The organism is Pseudomonas sp. DW-iso3 (genome assembly GCF_058725305.1).
This window is the reverse complement of sequence record NZ_JBZXDZ010000006.1, coordinates 249471-271589: the sequence shown is the minus strand read 5'-3', so window position 1 is coordinate 271589 and position 22119 is coordinate 249471. Positions and strand designations below refer to the sequence as shown.

Genomic DNA, 22119 nt, shown 5'->3' with positions numbered 1-22119 from the left:
TCTCTACCTAAGTCAAAATGGACCAAACAACGCTGATCCCCGTAGCGCGCGATTATCTAGTAGCCCGCGAAACAACGCATCAGGGATAACGAAGTATTTGTAGCGAAATCCTGCGTTTTTAGGCATTAAAAGTCGTTTTTAATACATTCACGTCTGCAAGAGAAAGGTCACAGGGCCATCATTGACCAAATGCACCTGCATATCGGCGCCAAAACGCCCTGACGCCACCTTGCCATGCAATTGTTGCGCTTGTATCAGCAAGTGATCAAAAAGCGCCGCTCCCAAGGCTGGCGGGGCCGCGGTGGAGAAGCTTGGCCGCAGCCCGCTCTTGGTATCCGCCGCCAGCGTGAACTGCGACACCAGCAGCAACCCCCCGTCGATATCCTTCAACGACAGGTTCATCTTGCCTTCGTCGTCGCTGAACACCCGATAGTTCAACAGCTTGTGTAACAGCTTATCGGCACTCTCCGGCGTATCCGCAGGCTCAACGGCCACCAGGACCAGCAAACCCTGGTCGATGGCGCCGACGATTTCGCCCGCGACCTCGACCCGGGCGCCTCGCACCCGTTGCAACAGGCCCTTCATGCTTCTTCAGGCGGCAAGTCGAGCAAACGACGTGCCATCTGGCTGGTCGCACGCACCAGGGCATCCGTGATGCCGGGTTCGGAGGCGGCATGGCCGGCCTCGCGAATCACCTGCAGCTCACTGTTGGGCCACGCCTGGTGCAACTCCCAAGCGTTATCCAATGGGCAGATCATATCGTAGCGCCCGTGGATGATTACGCCAGGCAGATGGGCGATCTTGTGCATATCGCGGATCAGCTGGTTGGGCTCCAGGAAGGAGTTGTTGGTGAAGTAGTGGCACTCGATTCGCGCGATGGACAAGGCACGTTGCGGCTCGGAAAACCGCTCCACATGCTGCGGGCTCGGGCACAGGCCGAGCATGCGCCCTTCCCAGCCGGACCAGGCCTTGGCCGCGTGCATCTGGGCAATCTGGTCGTTGCCGGTGAGGCGCTTGTGGTAGGCCGCGATCATGTCATGGCGCTCTTCCGGCGGAATCGGCGCGATGTAGTCCTGCCAGTAATCCGGGAACAGGCGGCTGGCCCCTTCCTGGTAGAACCAATGAATGTCCTGCGGACGTGCCAGGAAAATACCGCGCACGATCAGGCCGTGAACGCGCTCCGGGTGGGTTTGCGCGTAGGCCAGGGCCAGCGTCGAACCCCAGGAACCACCGAACAGCACCCATTTGTCGATGCCGAGGTGCTCGCGGATGCGCTCAAGGTCAGCGACCAGGTCCCAGGTGGTGTTGTTTTCCAGGCTGGCGCGCGGAGTGGAGCGGCCGCAGCCACGCTGGTCGAAGGTGACAATGCGGTAAAGGTTCGGGTCGAAATAGCAGCGGCTCTGGGCATCACAACCGGCACCAGGACCACCATGGATGAATACGACGGGCAAGCCTTCGGGGGAGCCACTTTCATCGACGTACAGCGTGTGGGTGTCATCGACGGCCAGATCGTGCCGGGCGTGGGGTTTGATCTGCGGGTACCAAGTCTGCATTGCGCGCTCCGTAGGGGGTCGGGTTCATCCCTGGGGGGACGTCTTTTATTTTGCCGTCTGGCACTATAAACCCGAATTGTGCAATGAGCATGTCCTAGAGCGCTTAGACCTGTGTCAGCCCTTCGCTGCCCAGGTAATCCAGCAGGTAATCGTAGAGCCGGTCCACTTCCGGCACCTGCCGCCGCGCGCGCAGGCAGCCATGCACCAGGCCTTTGCCTGGATACAGCACGGCGGTCACACCCGCCGCTTGCAGGCGCTCGGCGTACAAAATGCCGTCGTCGCGCAAGGGGTCGAACTGGGCCACGGCGATGAACGCCTTGGGCAAACCGCTGAAGTCTGCGGCCAGCAGCGGCATGGCGTAGGGCGACGGTTTGCCACTGCCCTGCAGGTACAGCGCCAGGTAGCTGTCGGTGTCGGCGCTGCTGAGCAGGGGCGCGTCCCTGCAATCGCGGCGCGAGGGCAAATCCGCCGGGCCGCCCAGGCCTGGGTAAATCAGTACTTGGGCCCGAGGTTGCGGCTCGCCGTCGTCGCGCAGGCCCAGGCACAAGGCCGCAGCCAGATTGCCGCCAGCGCTGTCGCCCATCACCACCAGACGTTGCCGGTTGATCGCATGCGGCCCCTGCCCCGCCTGGATCGCCCGCCACACGGCACGACAATCTTCGTAAGCGGCAGGGAAAGGGTGCTCCGGCGCCAGGCGGTAATCGATGGCGATCACCAGCACTTGCAGAGCGCTGGCGAGTTCGACGCAGATGAAGTCGTGGGAATCCAGCCCGCCCACCACCCAACCGCCGCCGTGTATATAAAGAAGGCACGGCCAACCATCGGCAGGGCCGAGCATGGTCGGCAGGTAACTGCGCACACCTCTGCCTGCGAGGGAAAAGTCTGTGACCGCCAAGCCCTCAGGCGTGGGCGCGGTGAAGGCCCGGCACATGTGGTTGTAGGCCTGGCGCAACCCGGCGAGCGACGAGTCGTCGCCAGTGAAGGACGCAGTTTTGGCAACGAAAGCGGCCAACTCTGGAGAAATCGGATACATGCTCGAATATCCCTGACGCTGGAGATCAATGTGGGAGCTGGCTTGCCTGCGATAGCGGTGTACCTGCCAACCATTCATTGCCTGATACACCGCTATCGCGGGCAAGCCCGGCTCCCACACGAGTTCGGTGTTGTCTGGTCTGGCAGGTTCGGCTCAGAGCTCCAGGCTGGCTTGTACGGCCGCCACTCCGTCCGTGCCATCAAACGCCGTGACCCCGGCCAGCCAGCGCTGCAAATCCTCAGGATGATCACGCAGCCATTGCCGGGCCACGTCCTGGGGCGACTCGCGCTCCATGATCGGCACCATCAACTGGCTTTCCTGGGCGGCGGTGAAAGTGAGGTTTTCCAACACGCGATTGGCGTTGGGGCAGCGCTGGGCAAAATCCGGGGCGGTGACGGTGGAAACGGTAGCGCGGCCTTCGTCGGGGCCGAATACGTCTTCACTGCCGGTGAGGTAAGCCATCTTCATGTTGATGTTCATCGGGTGCGGGGTCCAACCGACGAACACCACGAATTCCTTGCGGTTCACCGCACGCTGCACCGCCGCCAGCATCCCCGCTTCACCGGAGGCGACCAACTTGAAGCCGCCAAGGCCGAAGCGGTTGGTGTCGATCATTTTCTGGATGTCGGTGTTGGCGCCGCTGCCTGGCTCGATGCCATAGATCTTGCCGCCGAGCTTGTCCTTGAAACGGGCGATATCGGCGAAGGTCTTCAAGCCGGCATCGGCCACGTACTGCGGCACGGCCAGGGTGGCCTGGGCGTCGGCGAGGCTCGGGGTGTCGAACACCTTGACCTGCTTGGCCGCGAGGAAGGGCGCGATGTTGTTGTCCATCGCGGGCTTCCAGTAGCCGAGGAAGATATCCAGGCGCTTGTCGCGGATGCCGGCAAAGATGATCTGCTGCACGGCGCTGGTCTGTTTGCTGTCGTAGCCGAGGCCATTGAGCAGCACATCGGCCATCCCGGAGGTGGCGACCACGTCAGTCCAGCTGACCACGCCCATGCGGATGTTCTTGCAGGAAGCCGGTTCGGCGGCCATGGCATGGGCGCTGAGCAACGCGGCGGCGGTGAGGGTCAACAACAGTCGTTTCATGGAGGAGGTCTCACTCGGCAGCTTTATTGTAGGAGTGGCGTCTGACGCGCCGTATCCACAACCTTACTCAGCGAGACCTCGACAAAAGCGACCTGTGGCGACCGGGTTTTGCACCCAGGCGACAGACGGTCAGCCGTAGCGCTTCTGCCCCCACGCCAACAGCTCCTGCAACAACTGCTTCAACACCACCCGAGTCGGCTCGGCCAGATCCGGGCGATAACGGAACGGTTCGAACTCCTCCATATAGGCGCTCTGGCACAACTCCAACTGCACCGCGTGAATATCCTGCGCAGGGTCGCCGTAGTGACGGGTGATGTGGCCACCCTTGAAGCGCCCGTTAAGCACATGGGTGTACTGCGGATGCGCGGCACAAATGGCCTCTAACTGGTTGGCCAGCTCAGGATCACAGGCGGCTCCGTTGAACGTACCGAGGTTGAAGTCCGGCAGTTTGCCGTCGAAAAGGTGCGGGATGACCGAGCGGATCGAATGCGCATCGAACAGCAAGGCGTAGCCGAATTCGGCCTTGAGCCGCGCCAGTTCCTCTTGCAACGTGCGGTGATACGGGCCCCAGACCTTTTGCAAGTAACTGGCGCGCTCGGCCTCGCTCGGTTCCAACCCTTCGCGGAACAATGGCACGCCATCAAACAGTGTCGCCGGATACAGACCGGTGGTGGCGCCCGCGTACAGCGGCTTGTCGTCGGATGGGCGGTTAAGGTCGATCACGAACCGCGAGTACTCGGCCGCCAGGGTGCTGGCGCCCAGTTCTTCGGCAAAGTCATAGAGCGTGGGGATGTGCCAGTCGGTGTCCGGCAAGCTTTGCGCTTCAGGGATCAACCCCGCCTCGACAGCAGGCGTCAGGCGCAGGCCGGCGTGGGGCATGCTGATCAACAGCGGCACACGGCCTTGTTTGAAATTCAGAACCTTATCCACAAGTAGCACTCCTCAAACAGTGACATCGACGCCGTGGCGTACGACGCGTTTATCCAGCTCGCCGCCCAGCCAATAGGCCAGGTCGGCGGGGCGATCAATCTGCCAGGCGACAAAGTCCGCGACCTTGCCCGCTTCCAGCGAGCCGTGGGTGTCGCCCATGCCCAATGCGGTGGCCGCATGTTGGGTGGCGCCCGCCAAGGCTTCTTCCGGGGTCATGCGGAACAGCGTGCAGGCCATGTTCAGCATCAGGCGCACCGACAGTGCCGGCGAGGTGCCGGGGTTGAGGTCGCTGGCAATGGCGATCTTCACGCCGTGCTTGCGCAGGGCATCCATCGGCGGTAGCTGGGTTTCGCGCAGGAAGTAGAAGGCGCCCGGCAGTAGCACCGCAACGGTGCCGGAGGCGGCCATGGCGATGGCATCGTCTTCGGTCATGAATTCCAGGTGATCCGCCGACAGCGCCTGGTAACGCGCAGCCAGGCTGGAGCCGTGCAGCGACGACAGTTGCTCGGCGTGCAGCTTCACCGGCAGGCCCAACTGCTGGGCGACTTTGAACACGCGCTCCACCTGCTCGGTGGAAAACGCCAGGTATTCGCAGAACGCATCCACCGCGTCCACCAGACCTTCTGCCGCCAGTGCCGGCAGCATCTCGACGCAGATGTGGTCGATGTAATCGTCGGCGCGGTCTTTGTATTCGGGTGGCAAGGCATGGGCCGCCAGGCACGTAGCACGCACACTGACCGGCAGTGCTTCACCGAGGCGACGGGCCACCCGCAGCATTTTGCGTTCGTTGACCAGATCCAGCCCGTAGCCGGACTTGATCTCTACTGTGGTGACGCCGTCGCGCAGCAAACTGCGCAGGCGCTTGTGGGCGCTGGCGAACAGTTCATCCTCGGTCGCGGCACGGGTGGCGCGCACGGTGCTGGCAATACCGCCGCCCTTGGCCGCGATCTCGGCGTAGCTCACGCCTTCGAGGCGCTGCTCGAATTCGCCGCTGCGGTTGCCGCCGAACACCGTGTGGGTGTGGCAGTCGATCAGCCCGGGGGTGACCCACGCGCCTTGCAGGTCATGCACCTGGGCGTAATCTGCCGTGGGTACCTGGCTGCGGGGGCCGATCCACTCAATGAGCGAACCGGCAGTCACCATGGCGGCATCCTCGATGATCGAGTAGTTGCCCTGTGCCATGGTTGCGACGTGGCAGTGTTGCCAAAGCGTTTTCATCAACGCCTCCCTAAGTTATCGATGAGACAAAGCCGCGTCGTAATGGACCTTGGCCGCTTGCCCTGCCGAAGGTTTGACCCACAGCAGGTACGCGACGACCAGCAACACGATCCACACGGCACCGACCAGCAAGGCGGCCTGGGTGTCCGGGAAATAACCCAGCACACCAAACACGAACAGCATGAAGACGATGGCGGCCGCTGGCGCGTAGGGCCAGAACGGCACGGGGAACTTCAGTTCGGCGACCTGTTCCTTGGTCATCGAGCGGCGCATGGCGACCTGGGTGAACAAGATCATCAGCCACACCCAAACAGTGGCGAAGGTCGCAATCGAGGCAATCACCAGAAACACGTTTTCCGGGATCAGGTAGTTGAGCACCACGCCGCCAAGCAGCGCCGCCCCCATTACCACGACAGTCATCCAGGGCACGCCCTGTTTGGACAGTTGTGCAAAACCCTTGGGCGCCTGCCCTTGCTGGGCCAGGCCGTACATCATGCGACCCGCGCCGAAGATGTCACTGTTGATGGCCGAGACGGCCGCCGAGATCACGACGATATTGAGAATGGTCGCCGCCGAGCCGATGCCGAGGTTGCTGAAGATCTGCACGAACGGGCTGCCCTGGCTGCCGATCTGCGGCCACGGATAGATAGCCATCAGCACAAACAGGGTCAGCACGTAGAACAACAGAATGCGCAGCGGCACCGCGTTGATCGCCTTGGGGATCACGCGCTGTGGGTCCTTGGCTTCACCGGCGGTGATGCCGATGATTTCGATGCCGCCAAAAGCGAACATCACCACTGCAAAGGAGGCGATCAGGCCGCCGATGCCGTTGGGCATGAAGCCGCCGTGGGCCCACAGGTTGCTGAGGCCGCTGGCCTGGGTTTCACCGGCCGAATGAATGCCGAACAGCATGATGCCAAAACCGCCGAGGATCATCGCCACAATGGCGCCGACCTTGAGCAACGACAGCCAGAACTCCATTTCGCCAAACACTTTGACGTTGCACAGGTTCAGGCCGCCAATCAAAAGCACAATGCCGAGCACCCAGACCCAACGCGCGACGTCGGGAAACCAGAAGCCCATGTAGATACCGAAGGCCGTCACGTCGGCGAGGCAGACGATGATCATTTCAAAGGCGTAGGTCCAGCCAAGAATGAACCCTGCCATAGGGCCCAGGTAAGTGCTGGCGTACTGGCCGAAAGAACCGGCCACCGGGTTGTGCACAGCCATTTCGCCGAGGGCGCGCATCACCATGAATACGGCGGCGCCACCGATCAGGTAGGCCAGCAGCACGGCAGGGCCAGCCATCTGGATGGCGGAGGCGGAGCCATAGAACAGCCCGGTGCCGATCGCGGAACCGAGTGCCATGAAGCGAATATGTCGGGCGCTGAGCCCGCGTTTCAAACCCTTTTCTTGCTGTTGCATTTCTCTTCCCTAGTTATTGTTATCCCGAGAAAATCTGAATCTGCAAAAGATCAAATGTGGGAGCTGGCTTGCCTGCGATGGCGGTGTATCAATCACACATGCTTCAACTGACAGATAGCTATCGCAGGCAAGCCAGCGCCCTCAATGGTCCGCTGTCGCGCTTAAAGGCTCGGCAGGAGATTGGCCGGCACCAACTCATTCAGGCAGCGGCTGGCCAACAGCTCGCTGGCGGCGTTGATGTCCGGCGCGAAGAAACGGTCCTTCTCATAGAACGCCACTTTGCCGCGCAGAATCCCGCGCGCCTTTTCAAGCGCAGGTGACGTTTTCAGGCCTTCACGCAGGTCCAGGCCCTGACACGCGGCAAGCCATTCCACGGCGAGAACGCCACGGGTGTTCTCGGCCATTTCCCACAGGCGCTTGCCCGCAGCTGGGGCCATGGACACGTGGTCTTCCTGGTTGGCCGAGGTCGGCAGGCTGTCGACGCTATGGGGATGGGCCAGCGCCTTGTTTTCGCTGGCGAGCGCAGCGGCGGTCACCTGGGCGATCATGAAGCCGGAGTTCACGCCGCCATTGCCCACCAGAAACGGCGGCAGTTGCGACATGTGCTTGTCCATCATCAGCGAGATACGACGCTCGCTGAGGGAGCCGATTTCAGCGATGGCCAGCGCCATGTTATCGGCCGCCATGGCAACCGGTTCGGCGTGGAAGTTACCGCCGGAAATCACGTCGCCTTGTGCGGCAAATACCAGCGGGTTATCCGACACGGCATTGGCTTCTACCACCAGTACCTCGGCGGCCTGGCGGAACTGGGTCAGGCAGGCGCCCATGACTTGTGGTTGGCAGCGCAGGGAGTACGGGTCCTGCACCTTGTCGCAGTTCTGGTGCGACTGGGACACCTGGCTGCTTTCACCCAGCAGATGACGATAGGCCGCAGCCGAATCGATCTGCCCACGCTGGCCGCGCGCGGCGTGAATCCGTGCGTCGAACGGCGAGCGCGAGCCCAGCACCGCTTCCACGGTGAGCGCGCCGCACGCCAGGGCACCGGCGAACAGGTCTTCGCCTTCAAACAGGCCACGCAACGCATAGGCGGTGGACACTTGGGTGCCGTTAAGCAGCGCCAGGCCTTCTTTGGCGGCAAGGGTCAGCGGGGTCAAACCGGCGACTTTCAGCGCCTCGGTCGCGTCCAGCCACTCGCCCTTGTAGCGCGCCTTGCCTTCGCCCAGCAGCACCAGGGACATGTGCGCCAATGGCGCCAGGTCACCGGAGGCACCGACCGAACCTTTCAAAGGAATATGCGGGTACACCTCGGCGTTGATCAGCGCGATCAGCGCGTCGATCACCTGGCGGCGGATTCCGGAGAACCCACGGCTCAGACTGTTGACCTTGAGCACCATGACCAGCCGCACCAGTGCGTCGCTGATCGGCTCACCCACGCCGGCGGCATGGGACAACACCAGGGAACGCTGGAGGTTTTCCAGGTCTTCGCTGGCGATGCGGGTCGAAGCCAGCAGGCCGAAACCCGTGTTGATGCCATAGGCGGTGCGGTTCTCGGCGAGAATCTGCTCCACGCAGGCAACACTGGCTTCGATCTGCGCCGTGGCGCTGTCATCCAGGCTAAGGGTTACCGGCTGCTGGTAGATAGCTCGCAGTTGGGCAAGGCTCAGTTGACCTGGAATCAGGTTTAGCGCAGTCACATTCATACTCCTTTTGAATTGTTCTTTTGAATTGGTTTTCAGTGGAAATTCGGTAAATCGGTGTCTTTGAGCAGCTTGGCGGCGGCCGCAATGTCTGGCGCCAGCCAGCGGTCCTGCTCATAGGCCGGCACCACTTCACGCAACAGGCGCCAGGCGCGGTCAGTGCCGGCGCCGAAGCGTTGCTCTTTGAGGAACTCAAACGCCTGGGCCGCCAGCAGGTACTCGATAGCGAGGATCTGCGTCACGTTGGCCAGCACCTGGTGCAGCTTGAGCGCGGCATTGGTGCCCATGCTCAGGTGGTCTTCCTGCAGGCCCGAGGTGACGAAGTTGTCGAGCACCGCCGGTTGTGCCAATTGGCGGTTTTGCCCACACAGCGAAGCGGCGACGTACTGCACGATCATCATCCCGGAGTTGACCCCTGGGTTGCTCACCAGGAACGCCGGCAAGCCGCTGACGTGCGGGTTGATCAGACGGTCCAGGCGACGTTCGGCCACCGCGCCGATTTCGGCCATGGCAATCGCCAGCATGTCCGCCGCCAGCGCCACAGACTGCCCATGCGGGTTGGCCTGGGACACCACGCGGTAGTGGTCCGGCGTGCCGAGCACCAACGGGTTGTCGGTGGCGCTGTTGAGTTCGGTCTCGATCTGGCGGGTGGCGTGCTCTACCTGATCGCGCGCCGCACCATGGATCTGCGGGATCGAGCGGATACTCAGGGCGTCCTGGGTGCGAATGCCTTGGCTGCTGGCGATCACTTCGCTGCCATCAAGCAAGGCGCGCAGGTTGATGCCCACTTGTTGCATGCCTGGGTGGGGTTTGAGGGCGATGATTTCTTCGTCAAACGCGTCGATCTGGCCGCGCTGGGCTTCGAAGCTCATGGCGCCGATCACGTCGGCCCATTGCAACAAGTGATGGGCGTCGGCCAGGGCCAGGCAGCTCAGGCCGGTCATGCACGGCGTGCCATTGACCAGGCACAGGCCGTCCTTGGCGCCCAGCACTACCGGGTGTAAACCTTCCGCGCTTAATGCTTCTTGAGCCGGGACGATCCGGCCTTGATAACTCACAGTGCCCACACCCAGCAGGGCCACCCCGACATGGGCCATATGGGTCAAATAACCCACCGACCCCTGGGACGGCACTTGCGGTGTGATGCCATGGTTGAGCAACGCCAGCAACGAGTGCACCACCTGCGGATGCAGGCCGGATTTGCCGTGGCTGTAGTTGATGATCGCCGCGCAGATGATCGCGCGGGTCTGCTCGTCACTCAGCACCGGGCCGACGCCGCAGGCATGGCTCAGCAAGGTGTTGCGCGACAACTGGCTGAGTTGTTCACCCTTGAGCGACACATTGCACAACGCGCCCAGGCCGGTGTTCACGCCGTAGGCGCGCTCGCCGCTGGTGACAATGCGCTGCACGATGGCCTGGGCATTGTCGATGCGCGCCCAGGCCTGGCCCGAAAGTTCGAGGACAGCGCCATGACGGGCGACGGCGGCTACGTCCTGCCAGCGCAATGGCGCATCGGCGATGGTGATTTTTGTTGCCTGGGACATCTTCATACCTTCTTTAATTCTTGTGCAGCTTTGCCGGCCTCTTCGCGAGCAAGCCCGGCTCCCACAGCTGAACTGTGTGAACCGATTAACTTGTGGGAGCTGGCTTGTCGAATCGTCGCACCGCTGCGATAGCGCCAGCCGGCTCACCACAAGGTCGAAATCAGACCACCGCGGCCCGCCGCTGGACAAACCGATCCACATACTCATCCGCCGGCGAATGCAGGATCTCCCGAGGCGTGCCGACCTGGATAAGCTTGCCGTCCTTGAGGATCGCAATGCGGTTGCCGATACGCACGGCCTCATCGAGGTCATGGGTGATGAACACGATGGTTTTGTGCAGGGTCTTTTGCAGCTCCAGTAATTGGTCCTGCATCTCGGCGCGGATCAGCGGGTCGAGGGCGCTGAAGGCCTCGTCCATCAGGATGATGTCGGTATCCGCCGCCAATGCACGGGCCAGGCCGACGCGCTGGCGCATGCCGCCAGAGAGCTGGTGCGGATATTTGTTTTCGTAGCCCTTGAGGCCGACGGTTCCGATCCAGTGCAGGGCGCGTTCAGCGCACACCTGTTTGGTTTCACCCCGTACCTTCAGGCCGTAGGCGACGTTGTCGAGCACGCTCTTGTGGGGCAGCAGGCCGAAGCTCTGGAACACCATGCTGATCTTGTGCCGACGGAATTGGCGCAGGGCTTCCATGTCCAGTTGCAGGATGTCTTCGCCGTCCACCAGGATCGCGCCGCTGGTGGGATCGATCAGGCGGTTGAAGTGGCGCACCAACGTGGACTTGCCGGAACCCGACAAGCCCATGATCACGAAGATCTCACCCGTGCCGATGCTCAGGGACAGATCGTTCACGCCGACCACGCAGCCGGTCTCGGCAAGCACCTGGTCCTTGGTCTTGCCCTGGCCGATCAGCGACAGCGCATCCTTGGAGCGGGCGCCGAAGATCTTGAAGACGTTTTTAACTTCGATTTTGCTGACAGTAGTCATTTGCTCGCCTCATGCCGGGGACGACCATAGGCCTGGGTAATGCGGTCGATGACCACTGCGAGAATCACGATCGCCAAGCCGGCCTCAAGGCCACGCCCGACGTTGAGGGTCTGGATGCCGACAAGGACATCTTCACCCAAGCCTCGGGCGCCGATCATCGAGGCGATCACCACCATCGACAGCGCCATCATGGTGGTCTGGTTGATACCGGCCATGATGCTCGGCAACGCCAGCGGCAGCTGCACGCCGAACAGTTGCTGCCAACGGTTGGCACCGAAGGCGTTGATCGCTTCCATGACTTCGCCGTCGACTTGGCGAATCCCCAAATCTGTCAGGCGAATCAGCGGCGGTGCGGCGTAGATCACCGTGGCGAAAATCGCCGGGACCTTGCCCAGGCCGAACAGCATCAACACCGGGATCAGGTACACGAAGCTCGGCATGGTCTGCATGATGTCGAGCAGCGGCATCAGCACCGAGCGCAGGCGATTGCTGCGTGCGGACAGGATACCCAGCGGCACGCCGATCAACACCGAGATCACCGTGGCGACCATCATCAAGGCCAGGGTCTGCATCAGCTTGTCCCACAGGCCAACCGCACCTACGAGGAACAGCAAACCGACGATCACCGCCGTGGTCACCACCTTGCGGGTGGCGTGCCAGGCGACACCGCCGACGATAGCCAGCATCAGCCACCAGGGCGCTGCGCGCAGCAACCCTTCCAGGTTGACGATGGCCCACAGCAGGGTGTCGGAAATGTGCCGGAACACATCACCGTAGTTGGTGACCAATGAGTCCACCCAACCGTTGACCCAGTCGGCGATGGAAAACGTAAAACTCTCAGGAAACATATCGTGCTCTCGATCCAGTGGGTTGTGGCCAGGCGCCCGGCTGCCCCTCAGGGTAGCCGGGCACGCTTGACCTACAAGGCCGCGTCGATTTTCTTGGCTGCGTCGTCGCTCACCCAGGCGTGCCAAACTTCAGGATGTTCCTTGAGGAAAATTTTCGCCAGTTTTGGCGACTCAATGCGCTCCTTGGCCATGCGACCCAGGTTCTGGTTCAGCAGGTCGATAGGCAGGTTGACCTTTTCCAGCACAGCCACCAGTTCAGGCGCCTGCTCGTGGAAGGTCTTGGACAGGCCGACCTTGATGCTCACGCTTTTATCCACACCGGGCTTTTCTTCCAGCTTGACCAGGTCGACCTGGCCCATCAGCGGCGTTGGCGACCAGTAGTAGAACAGGATCGGCTCGCCACGCTTGTAGCTCGACAGCACGGCGGCATCCAGCGCCGGGCCGGTGCCTGGACGGAAGTTGGTATAGGTGCTTTCCAGGCCATAGCTTTTCAGCATCTCGCTGTTGTCCAGCTCGCAGGTCCACCCAGCCGGGCAGTTGTAGAAACGGCCCTTGGACGGCTCTTCCTGATCCTTGAACACCGAGGCGTACTTGGCCAGGTCGGCAATATTTTTCAGGTCCGGTGCCTTGGCTTCCAGCTTGCGTTTGGCATCACCTTCGATCACATAACGCGGCACGTACCAGCCTTCGATAGCGCCGACAACCGGGGCGCCGACGCCGACGACTTTGCCGGCCTTCTCGGCCTTGTTCCAGACTTCACTGCGGCCCACCCATTCTTCGGCGAAGACCTGAATGTCGTTGCTGCTCAGGGCGTTTTCCATGGTGATGGAGTTGCCCGGCAGGCTGTCGGTTTTGCAGTCGTAGCCTTTTTCCAGCACGGTTTGCAGGATGTCGGTGAGCAACATGCCGCTTTCCCAGTTCAGGCCTGCGAACTTCACCGGCTTGCCGGATTCGCACCAACCTGCCGCCTGGGCGCCAGCGCTTGCCAACACACCTGCAGAGAGCAAGGTGGCCATCAGGGTCTTATGCATTTTCATTGTTGTGACGCTCCCAATCTTGAAATGGATTACGGCAGTCAGTAGGCGTCCTGCCCTGTCCACGTCCCATCAGGCTTGTGCAGCCAGCCCGTTTGTTCTTGGTATAGCGCCCTGCTCTGTTGGCAGGATCAGTTGATCGGGCACCGTGCCGTGCCATTTTTTCGCACACAGGTAATACAGCGCTGCCGGCAGCACCAGTCCGATGATCCAGGAAATATCCACATCACCCAGCGCGGCCACCAAAGGGCCGGTGTAGAACTTGGTGGAGATGAACGGCAACTGCACCAGCACGCCGAACACGTACACGCTGATACCCAGCAGGTTCCAGCGACCGTAGCGACCGTTTGGGTCGGCCAGCGCCGGCACGTCATAGCGTTCACGGGTGATGCAGTAGTAGTCCACCAGGTTGATCGCGCTCCAGGGCGTGAAGAACGCCAACAGGAACAGGATGAAAGACTTGAATGCCCCGAGGAACGAATGCTGGCCGAGCAACGCGATCAAGGTCGCCGTGCCGACAATCGCCAGCACGAACACCAGACGCTGCAAGCGCGTGACCTCCAGGCGACCGCGAAAGCCGCTGATGATGGTCGCGATGCACATGAAGCTGCCGTAAGAGTTCAGCGTCGAGATGGTGACCTTGCCGAAGGCGATGCTGAAGTACAGCAGCGCAGCGGTGGCACCCGTACCACTCAAGCCCACGATGTAGGCGACTTCGTGACCGGCGAATTGCCCGTTGGACATCGCCGCGGCAAACACGCCGAGGATCATTGCCACCTGCGCGCCAATCACCGAACCCGCACCCGCGGCGAGAAAGGTTTTCAGCGAGGAGGTGTTGCTCGGCAAATAGCGTGAGTAGTCCGCCACGTAGGGGCCGAAGGCGATCTGCCAGGAGGCCGCGAGCGACACCGCCAGCAGGAAGCTGCTCCAGCTGAAATGGCGAATCTGCAAGAGTGCGCCAACGTCGGTCTGGCTCATCAGACGGCTGAACAGGTAGACAAAGGCAATCACGCCAATAACGCTGGCGACACGGCCGATGAAATGGATCACCCGATAACCGAGCACCGTGACCAGCACGATGACACTGGCAAAAATCAGGATACCGACGCTGTCGCTGACCCCGAACAACTGACCCAGCGCCTGACCGGAAAGTACCGTTCCGGTGGCGGTGAAGCCGAGGTACATCAGGCACACCAGCACAATCGGGATCGCCGCGCCATACACCCCAAACTGCACCCGGCTGGAGATCATCTGCGGCAGGCCGAGCTTGGGCCCTTGCGCCGCATGCAACGCCATGACGCCACCGCCGATCAATTGACCGACCAACAGGCCGATCAACGACCAGAACACATCACCGCCCAGCACCACGGCCAAGGCCCCAGTGACAATCGCGGTGATCTGCAGGTTGGCACCCATCCACAGGGTGAACTGGCTAAATAGACGACCGTGTCTTTCCGCTTCCGGGATGTAGTCGATCGAACGCCTTTCGATCAACGGGGTGGTGCTTGCACGTGCGTCATTTGCAGCCATGTGTGTTCAACCTCTGATGGATTGTTTCCTGGTTCACTGCAGATCAAATGTGGGAGCGGGCGTGCTCGCGAAAGCGGACGTCCAGTCAATCTTTCTGTAGCTGACCCACCGCATTCGCGAGCAAGCCCGCTCCCACATTAGCTATTTGATCATCGGGAGATTGAGGCCCTGCTCTTTGGCGCAATCGATGGCGATCTGGTAACCGGCGTCCGCGTGACGCATCACACCGGTGGCCGGGTCGTTGTGCAGTACACGGGCAATGCGCTCGGCCGCTTCATCGGTACCGTCGCAGACGATGACCATGCCGGAGTGCTGGGAGAAGCCCATGCCCACGCCACCACCGTGGTGCAGCGACACCCAGGTCGCGCCGCTGGCAGTGTTGAGCAAGGCGTTGAGCAGTGGCCAATCGGACACGGCGTCGGAGCCGTCCTGCATGGCTTCGGTTTCGCGGTTCGGGCTTGCGACCGAGCCGGAGTCCAGGTGATCACGGCCGATCACGACCGGTGCCGACAGCTCGCCGCTGCGTACCATTTCGTTGAACGCCAGGCCCAGCTTGGCGCGCTGGCCCAGGCCAACCCAGCAGATTCGCGCCGGCAGGCCCTGGAAGCTGATGCGCTCACGCGCCATGTCCAGCCAGTTGTGCAGGTGGGCGTCGTCTGGGATCAGCTCTTTGACCTTGGCGTCGGTCTTGTAGATGTCCTGCGGGTCACCGGACAGCGCCGCCCAACGGAACGGGCCGATGCCACGGCAGAACAGTGGGCGGATGTAGGCCGGGACGAAACCTGGGAAGTCGAATGCGTTTTCCACGCCTTCTTCTTGCGCCATCTGACGAATGTTGTTGCCGTAGTCGAAGGTCGGGATGCCTTGTTTCTGGAATTCCAGCATGGCTTTGACGTGTACGGCCATCGACTGCTTGGCGGCCTTGATCACGGCAGCAGGCTCGGTCTTGGCGCGGGCGCGGTATTCGTCCCAGGTCCAACCGGCCGGCAGGTAGCCGTTGAGGGGGTCGTGGGCGCTGGTCTGGTCGGTGACCATGTCCGGACGCACGCCGCGCTTGACCAGTTCCGGCAGAATTTCCGCCGCGTTGCCCAGCAGGGCGACAGAGATGGCCTTGCCTTCCTTGGTGTACTTGGCGATACGCGCCAGGGCGTCGTCGAGATCGGTGGCTTGCTCATCGACGTAGCGGCTGTTGAGACGGAAGTCGATGCTGACCTGCTGGCATTCAATGTTCAGCGAGCAGGCACCGGCCAGGGTTGCCGCCAAAGGCTGCGCGCCGCCCATGCCGCCGAGACCGGCGGTGAGTACCCAACGGCCGGTAAGGTCGCTGTTGTAGTGCTGGCGGCCGGCTTCTACGAAGGTTTCGTAAGTGCCCTGGACGATGCCTTGGCTGCCGATGTAGATCCAGCTGCCGGCGGTCATCTGGCCATACATGGCCAGGCCCTTGGCATCCAGTTCGTTGAAGTGTTCCCAGCTGGCCCAGTGTGGCACCAGGTTGGAGTTGGCGATCAGCACGCGCGGGGCATTGCTGTGGGTCTTGAATACGCCGACCGGCTTGCCGGATTGCACCAGCAGGGTTTCGTCGTCATTCAGATGAGTGAGGCTCTCGACGATCTGGTCGTAGCACTCCCAGTTACGCGCTGCACGGCCGATACCGCCGTACACCACCAATTCTTTCGGGTTCTCGGCCACTTGCGGGTCAAGGTTGTTCATGAGCATGCGCAGCGGCGCTTCAGTCAGCCAGCTTTTGGCGGTGAGCTTGTTACCGTGGGCGGCACGGATTTCGACGTCACGGTACTTTGTAGGCTTGGTCACAGCTAGGACTCCTCGGCGATCGATGCGCGAACATGGATGGTGCGAAGCAGAGTCTTACGCACACATCTTTACTTGTACATACAAGCATATGCAATCAAGCGGCCAACTTCCCGAGGGCGCCGTGCGGATTTTTTTCGAAGTCGAGCTCAAGCCTTGGAAAATAAGGCTTTGAGACTTTATGAAATTTCTTGCGGAGGCGTTTTGCTACGCGAAAGGTTTGTCACGACAGCGGGGTTTTGCGCCACGCTGGGGCATTTGGTAACAAATTGGTGCGAGGGGCAGGAAACAGAATTTGTGCTTACCACAAAACAAATGTGGGAGCGGGCTCGCTCGCGAATGCGGTGGGTCAGCCAGCCTATCTGGTGCTGAGATACCGCATTCGCGAGCAAGCCCGCTCCCACAGTTTTAACCGCGCGGAGCCAGCTCGATGATGCAGCTGCGGCCACTGACGGAGATGTCCAACACGCCAGTGTTACCGTCCACTTGCAGGCAATCGTGATGACCCAGCTTCTGGTCCAACACCTTCACTTCATCAGCCACGCTGAACACCAGCACCGTCTGAGCGGTACTGAAAAAACGCTGCACACCGTCGATCCACTGTAGGCGGGCGTGGTAACGCTGTGGCGAATAGATCAGGTTGAAATCGCGGATCGGGCCAGTGATGAGCCGGCACGACACCTGGCTGTCACCTTTGAACGCGAACGGTTGCAGCGGTAACAACCCGCGCTGTTCCTCACCATCCACGGTCAACACCATGCCCGCGCCTTTGATCACAGTGATCACGCGCTGGTAGCCGGCGAATGTGGAGAACCCGCCCGACTCACCGATATCGGCAATCGACAGGCGCCAGCCAAAACCATCCAGGCCAGTACCGGCATCGCGGGTAATTTCTTCGGTGCTGCCGCCGCCGTTTTTCCACGGCATGCGTACGTAATCGGCGGCGCGCCAGACTGTTACCGAACTCATTTGCTGAAACGTCCTTCCAGGCTGTGACGGGAACCGGGGTGGATCAAACGCGCGGCGGTCACCGGCTGGCGGCCCGACCAGGTGCGTCGGCGAATCAACAGGCACGGTTCGGTGGGTTCGATCTGCAGCAGCTTGCACTCGGCCGCGTCGGCGAGGATGGCTTCGACCACGTGCTCGCCTTCGGTCAGTGGCGCCACCTGGTTCAGGTAGGCGTAGGGCGTTTGCTGGGTGAAATCCTGCTGCAGGTATTCCGGCGCGACCAGGGCGTTGACGAAACGGTCTTCGATTTGCACGGGAATATCGTTTTCGAAGTGCACGATCAACGAGTGGAATACCCGTCCACCTTCGCGCATCTCCAGGGCGACGGCGCGCTCGGAACCGGCGGCCTCTTCGCCCAGGTGGATGACCTGGCAGGTATGCCGATGACCGCGGGAGGCGATCTCATCGGCAATGTTGTGCACTTCGAACAGGGCAGACTGGCTCTTGGGCTCAGCGACAAAGGTGCCGACACCTTGCATGCGCACCAACAACCCTTCGGCGGTGAGCTCGCGCAGGGCGCGGTTGATGGTCATGCGGCTGAAACCCAGCTGGCTGACCAGTTCGCTCTCCGACGGCACGCGGTAATGAGGCGGCCAGTTGCCGTTGAGAATCTGCTGACTGATCATCTGTTTGACGCGGGCATACAAGGGCGCCGGACTTTCGTCCATGTGGGCAGCCAGCGAAGACTTGGCAGGCGGAGTCGGCACAGGGAATCCTTGCAGGGGGAAAAGATGCATAGATTGCCGGAGTTTACCGAGCAGGCAAACGTCTGTATATGTATATACAAATAAACACACGACCGGGGTGCCTTGATCATGTCCGCTTTCTTTGCCGAACGCGCGCTGCTGCCTAATGGATGGGCCAATGATGTACGTCTTGAAGTCAGCGCCGATGGCCTGCTGATCAAAGTAGAGGCCAATGCCAGGGCAGAGGGTGCAGAACGGCTGAGAGGCCCGGTGTTGGCGGGCATGCCGAACCTGCACTCCCATGCATTCCAGCGTGCCATGGCCGGTTTGGCGGAAGTTGCCGGTAACCCGAATGACAGTTTCTGGACCTGGCGCGACCTGATGTATCGCATGGTGGGCAAGATCAACCCGGATCAATTGCAGGTGATCGCACGCCAGCTGTACATCGAAATGCTCAAGGCCGGCTACACGTCGGTGGCCGAATTCCACTATGTGCACCATGACATCAGCGGCCAGCCGTATGCCGATCGTACGGAGCTGTCGCGGCAGATCAGCCAGGCGGCAGCCAGCAGCGGGATTGGCCTGACACTGGTGCCAGTGCTTTACACCCACTCCGGGTTTGGCGGCCAGGCGCCAAATGAAGGCCAGCGACGGTTTATCAACAGCACCGAACACTACCTGGACCTGCAGGCGCAGTTGAAACCCATCCTCGCCGCACAACCGGCGCAACAGTTGGGGTTGTGTTTCCACTCTTTGCGTGCGGTGACGCCCGAACAAATCAATGCAGTGCTGGCCGCCAGCGACAAGGCGTGCCCGGTGCATATCCACATCGCCGAACAGCAAAAAGAAGTCGATGACTGCCTGGCCTGGAGCGGCAAACGTCCGCTGCAATGGCTGTATGACAACGTAGAAGTGGATGAGCGCTGGTGCCTGGTGCATGCCACCCATGCCGATGCGGATGAAGTCGCGCGCATGGCCAAGAGCCGTGCGATTGCCGGCTTGTGCCTGACCACCGAGGCCAACCTGGGTGACGGGATTTTCCCGGCGGTGGATTTTCTCGCCCAGGGCGGACGCATGGGCATCGGGTCCGACAGCCATGTATCACTGAGCGTGGTGGAAGAGTTGCGTTGGCTGGAATACGGCCAGCGCTTGCGCGATCAGCGGCGTAACCGGCTGTATCGCGGTGATCAGCCGATGGTCGGCCGCACGCTGTTTGATGCCGCGCTGGACGGTGGTGCCCAAGCGCTGGGGCAGCCGATTGGTCGATTGGAAGTGGGTAAGCGAGCGGATTGGATTGTGCTGGACGGTAATGATCCGTACCTGGCGACGGCAACGGAGGACGGGATTCTCAATCGCTGGCTGTTCGCAGGCGGAGATCGGCAGGTGCGGGATGTGCTGGTCAATGGGAAGTGGGTGGTGCGCGATGGGCACCATGCCGGCGAAGAGGACAGCAATCGCGCCTTCACACAGGTATTAAAGGACTTACTCGATTAAAACTGTGGGAGCGGGGTTGCTGGCGAATGCGGTGTGCCAGTCATTGCATCTGTCGACTGACACGCCGCATTCGTGAGCAAGCCCGCTCCCACATTTTGATCCGCATTGATTCAGGGTTATTGCGAGGTTTTCGCCATCTGCTTGTCCGACGTGCGCCAGATCAAACGTGTGGTGTCATACCCCTGTTGCCGCGCCCTGCTCAGCAGGTCTTCGCGGGTGTCCGCATTGACCGTCGGCGTGCGCGACAAGATCCACATGTAGCGCCGGCTAGGGCTGCCGACGATCGCAGTCTTGTAGTCATCGCTGACATACAGCACCCAGTAGTCGCCCTTGGCGACGCCGGGTAACAGCGCGGTAAACCAGTTATTGAATTCCACCCAGAGCTTGTCGGTCTTGCCTGGCACTTGCGGGGTGGCGGTGCCCTTGGCTTCTTCCCACTTCCATTCGGTCGTCAAGCAACGGTTGAACACCGACATATCGCCATCGGGCAACAGGGTGTAGCGCGCTTCGGACTGGGCGCAATTGCGCTGGAAATACATCGGCAATCGGGCCAACTCATACCAGGTGCCCTGGTAACGCTTGAGGTTGACGCTGCCGGCTGTCTTGGGTTGCAGATCATCGCCAGAATGGCTGGCGCAGCCCGCCAAAAACAGGCTGGCACAAAGGAACAAAACAAAACGCATCATTCTTCTTCTCCCGCAGGCTCTCGCCCCGGTTTACTTCAGGCCTTGCCCGGAAAACATCAGAACTTTGTCACCGGCATATTGAACGCTGATAAAGCTGGTTTTATCGCCCCAGGTGCAACTGGACATGCCCAGCGCGCCGGAACAATCGGTCGGCTTACCCAGCAACGACTCCACCTCAGCCTTGGCCATGCCAGCCGACAACTTCGCGTAGTTTTCTTGGTTGACCTTGCTGCAAGCGCCCAACAACACGCAAAAAGCCAGCAAAGCGAGACGGCGTAACGACATGGAAAAACTCCTGGAGGGACGAAGCAGCGTGGGTATCTGCCAGAAGCTTAGAAGGGAAAAGAGGTGTCTGGTTCCCGATGAACGAAAACAAAAAAACCCCGAAAACGCTGAAACGTTTCGGGGCTTCTTCAAGGGTGAACCGGCTCACAACAACGCCGGTCACTTATCGCATCAACTTACTTCTTGTGATAGGCCGTCACACGCTCAACTTCTTCCTTTGAACCCAGGAACACCGCCACACGCTGGTGCAGGCCTTCAGGCTGGATGTCGAGGATGCGCTGGTGGCCGTCGGTCGACGCGCCGCCCGCTTGCTCGACCAGGAAGGACATCGGGTTGGCTTCGTACATCAGGCGCAGCTTACCTGGCTTGGACGGCTCGCGGCTGTCGCGTGGGTACATGAACAAGCCACCACGGGTCAGGATGCGGTGCACGTCGGCGACCATCGCGGCGACCCAGCGCATGTTGAAGTTTTTCTTCAACGGGCCTTCTTCGCCTTCCATCAGTTCGTTGACGTAGCGCTTCACCGGCTCTTCCCAGTGACGCTGGTTGGACATGTTGATCGCGAATTCCTGGGTGGAAGCCGGGATGGAAATGTCTTCGTGGGTCAGTACGAAGCTGCCCATTTCGCGGTCCAGGGTGAAGCCTTTGACGCCGTCGCCCAGGGTCAGTACCAGCATGGTCTGCGGGCCGTAGATGGCGTAGCCGGCAGCGACCTGCTCGGTGCCTGGCTGCAGGAAGGCCTTTTCGTTCAGGGCTTCGTTCTGGCTCAGGTATTCGTTCGGGCAACGCAATACCGAGAAGATGGTGCCGACCGGGGCGTTGATGTCGATGTTGGACGAGCCGTCCAGTGGGTCGAACACCAGCAGGTAGGCGCCTTTCGGGTATTTGCCGGGGATCTGGTAGGCATTGTCCATTTCTTCGGACGCCATGCCGGCCAGGTGACCGCCCCACTCGTTGGCTTCGAGCAGAATCTCGTTGGAGAGCACGTCGAGCTTCTTCTGCACTTCGCCCTGCACGTTTTCGGTGCCCATGCTGCCCAGGACACCACCCAGTGCGCCTTTGGACACGGCGTGGCTGATTTCCTTGCAAGCACGCGCCACCACTTCGATAAGGAAGCGCAGATCGGCAGGCGTGTTGTTGCTGCGGGTCTGCTCAATCAAATAGCGACTCAAGGTAACGCGGGACATGTAAGGCTCCGGAAAATGGGGGGCTTGAAAACCCGCGCAGTTTAACGCGAGTCGGGGCGTATTTCCTCCTATCAGAGG

General features: G+C 61.1%; 20 protein-coding genes. 1 reads left to right on the top strand and 19 read right to left on the bottom strand.

Annotated elements, in window-relative coordinates; translation table 11 throughout:
• Nucleotides 1-147: 147 nt before the first annotated feature.
• The 16 genes from dtd to hutC all read right to left on the bottom strand — a co-directional run bounded on the left by dtd (nt 148) and on the right by hutC (nt 18371).
• Nucleotides 148-585, bottom strand: coding sequence for a D-aminoacyl-tRNA deacylase (dtd, locus tag AC4PS7_RS19170; protein WP_021492176.1), 438 nt, complete (start codon nt 583-585; stop codon nt 148-150).
• On the bottom strand, nt 582-1553 hold the full coding sequence (gene pip, locus AC4PS7_RS19165; protein WP_010213829.1) for a prolyl aminopeptidase: 972 nt from the start codon (nt 1551-1553) through the stop codon (nt 582-584). Before pip ends, dtd begins: the two co-directional genes overlap by 4 nt.
• A 103-nt stretch (nt 1554-1656) precedes the next feature.
• Nucleotides 1657-2586: an alpha/beta hydrolase gene (locus AC4PS7_RS19160; protein WP_010213832.1), complete on the bottom strand. Its 930-nt coding sequence runs from the start codon at nt 2584-2586 to the stop codon at nt 1657-1659.
• A gap of 153 nt (nt 2587-2739) precedes the next feature.
• Nucleotides 2740-3675, bottom strand: a complete 936-nt coding sequence (locus AC4PS7_RS19155; RefSeq protein ID WP_010213833.1) for a choline ABC transporter substrate-binding protein — start codon at nt 3673-3675, stop codon at nt 2740-2742.
• 129 nt (nt 3676-3804) lie between these two features.
• Nucleotides 3805-4605, bottom strand: a complete 801-nt coding sequence (hutG, locus tag AC4PS7_RS19150; protein ID WP_010213835.1) for an N-formylglutamate deformylase — start codon at nt 4603-4605, stop codon at nt 3805-3807.
• Nucleotides 4606-4617: 12 nt separating this feature from the next.
• Nucleotides 4618-5823 (bottom strand): imidazolonepropionase, encoded by a 1206-nt coding sequence (hutI, locus tag AC4PS7_RS19145; RefSeq protein WP_010213836.1) that lies wholly within the window; start codon nt 5821-5823, stop codon nt 4618-4620.
• Between the two features lie 15 nt (nt 5824-5838).
• Complete coding sequence (locus AC4PS7_RS19140; protein ID WP_010213837.1) at nt 5839-7248, bottom strand: amino acid permease; 1410 nt, start codon at nt 7246-7248, stop codon at nt 5839-5841.
• A 161-nt stretch (nt 7249-7409) separates the two neighbouring features.
• A complete protein-coding gene (gene hutH, locus AC4PS7_RS19135) occupies nt 7410-8948 on the bottom strand; it encodes a histidine ammonia-lyase (RefSeq protein WP_137205725.1) in 1539 nt (512 codons plus the stop codon).
• A 32-nt stretch (nt 8949-8980) separates the two neighbouring features.
• Nucleotides 8981-10489: a histidine ammonia-lyase gene (gene hutH, locus AC4PS7_RS19130; protein WP_029529263.1), complete on the bottom strand. Its 1509-nt coding sequence runs from the start codon at nt 10487-10489 to the stop codon at nt 8981-8983.
• A gap of 160 nt (nt 10490-10649) precedes the next feature.
• On the bottom strand, nt 10650-11474 hold the full coding sequence (locus AC4PS7_RS19125; RefSeq protein WP_010213841.1) for a quaternary amine ABC transporter ATP-binding protein: 825 nt from the start codon (nt 11472-11474) through the stop codon (nt 10650-10652).
• The gene (locus tag AC4PS7_RS19120) at nt 11471-12322 is read right to left on the bottom strand and encodes an ABC transporter permease (RefSeq protein WP_010213842.1); all 852 of its coding nucleotides are present in this window, start codon (nt 12320-12322) and stop codon (nt 11471-11473) included. Before AC4PS7_RS19120 ends, AC4PS7_RS19125 begins: the two co-directional genes overlap by 4 nt.
• A gap of 71 nt (nt 12323-12393) precedes the next feature.
• Nucleotides 12394-13359, bottom strand: coding sequence for an ABC transporter substrate-binding protein (locus AC4PS7_RS19115; RefSeq protein ID WP_010213844.1), 966 nt, complete (start codon nt 13357-13359; stop codon nt 12394-12396).
• A 69-nt stretch (nt 13360-13428) separates the two neighbouring features.
• The gene (locus AC4PS7_RS19110) at nt 13429-14886 is read right to left on the bottom strand and encodes a purine-cytosine permease family protein (protein ID WP_010213845.1); all 1458 of its coding nucleotides are present in this window, start codon (nt 14884-14886) and stop codon (nt 13429-13431) included.
• A gap of 141 nt (nt 14887-15027) precedes the next feature.
• The gene (hutU, locus tag AC4PS7_RS19105; RefSeq protein ID WP_010213847.1) at nt 15028-16698 is read right to left on the bottom strand and encodes a urocanate hydratase; all 1671 of its coding nucleotides are present in this window, start codon (nt 16696-16698) and stop codon (nt 15028-15030) included.
• A gap of 405 nt (nt 16699-17103) precedes the next feature.
• A complete protein-coding gene (locus tag AC4PS7_RS19100; protein ID WP_069672826.1) occupies nt 17104-17664 on the bottom strand; it encodes a HutD/Ves family protein in 561 nt (186 codons plus the stop codon).
• A complete protein-coding gene (hutC, locus tag AC4PS7_RS19095) occupies nt 17661-18371 on the bottom strand; it encodes a histidine utilization transcriptional repressor HutC (RefSeq protein ID WP_232920667.1) in 711 nt (236 codons plus the stop codon). Before hutC ends, AC4PS7_RS19100 begins: the two co-directional genes overlap by 4 nt.
• Nucleotides 18372-18518: 147 nt before the next feature.
• Here hutC and AC4PS7_RS19090 point away from each other — a divergent pair, with 147 nt between their 5' ends.
• Nucleotides 18519-19883, top strand: a complete 1365-nt coding sequence (locus AC4PS7_RS19090) for a formimidoylglutamate deiminase (protein WP_069672827.1) — start codon at nt 18519-18521, stop codon at nt 19881-19883.
• 116 nt (nt 19884-19999) lie between these two features.
• Here the strand turns inward: AC4PS7_RS19090 and AC4PS7_RS19085 are convergent, their stop codons facing one another.
• The 3 genes from AC4PS7_RS19085 to AC4PS7_RS19075 all read right to left on the bottom strand — a co-directional run bounded on the left by AC4PS7_RS19085 (nt 20000) and on the right by AC4PS7_RS19075 (nt 22041).
• Entirely contained in the window at nt 20000-20569 is a 570-nt protein-coding gene (locus AC4PS7_RS19085; RefSeq protein WP_010213852.1) for a lipocalin family protein, read from the bottom strand.
• A 30-nt stretch (nt 20570-20599) separates the two neighbouring features.
• Entirely contained in the window at nt 20600-20854 is a 255-nt protein-coding gene (locus AC4PS7_RS19080; protein WP_010213853.1) for a hypothetical protein, read from the bottom strand.
• 176 nt (nt 20855-21030) lie between these two features.
• Nucleotides 21031-22041: a class 1 fructose-bisphosphatase gene (locus AC4PS7_RS19075; RefSeq protein ID WP_003187818.1), complete on the bottom strand. Its 1011-nt coding sequence runs from the start codon at nt 22039-22041 to the stop codon at nt 21031-21033.
• Nucleotides 22042-22119: the final 78 nt, after the last annotated feature.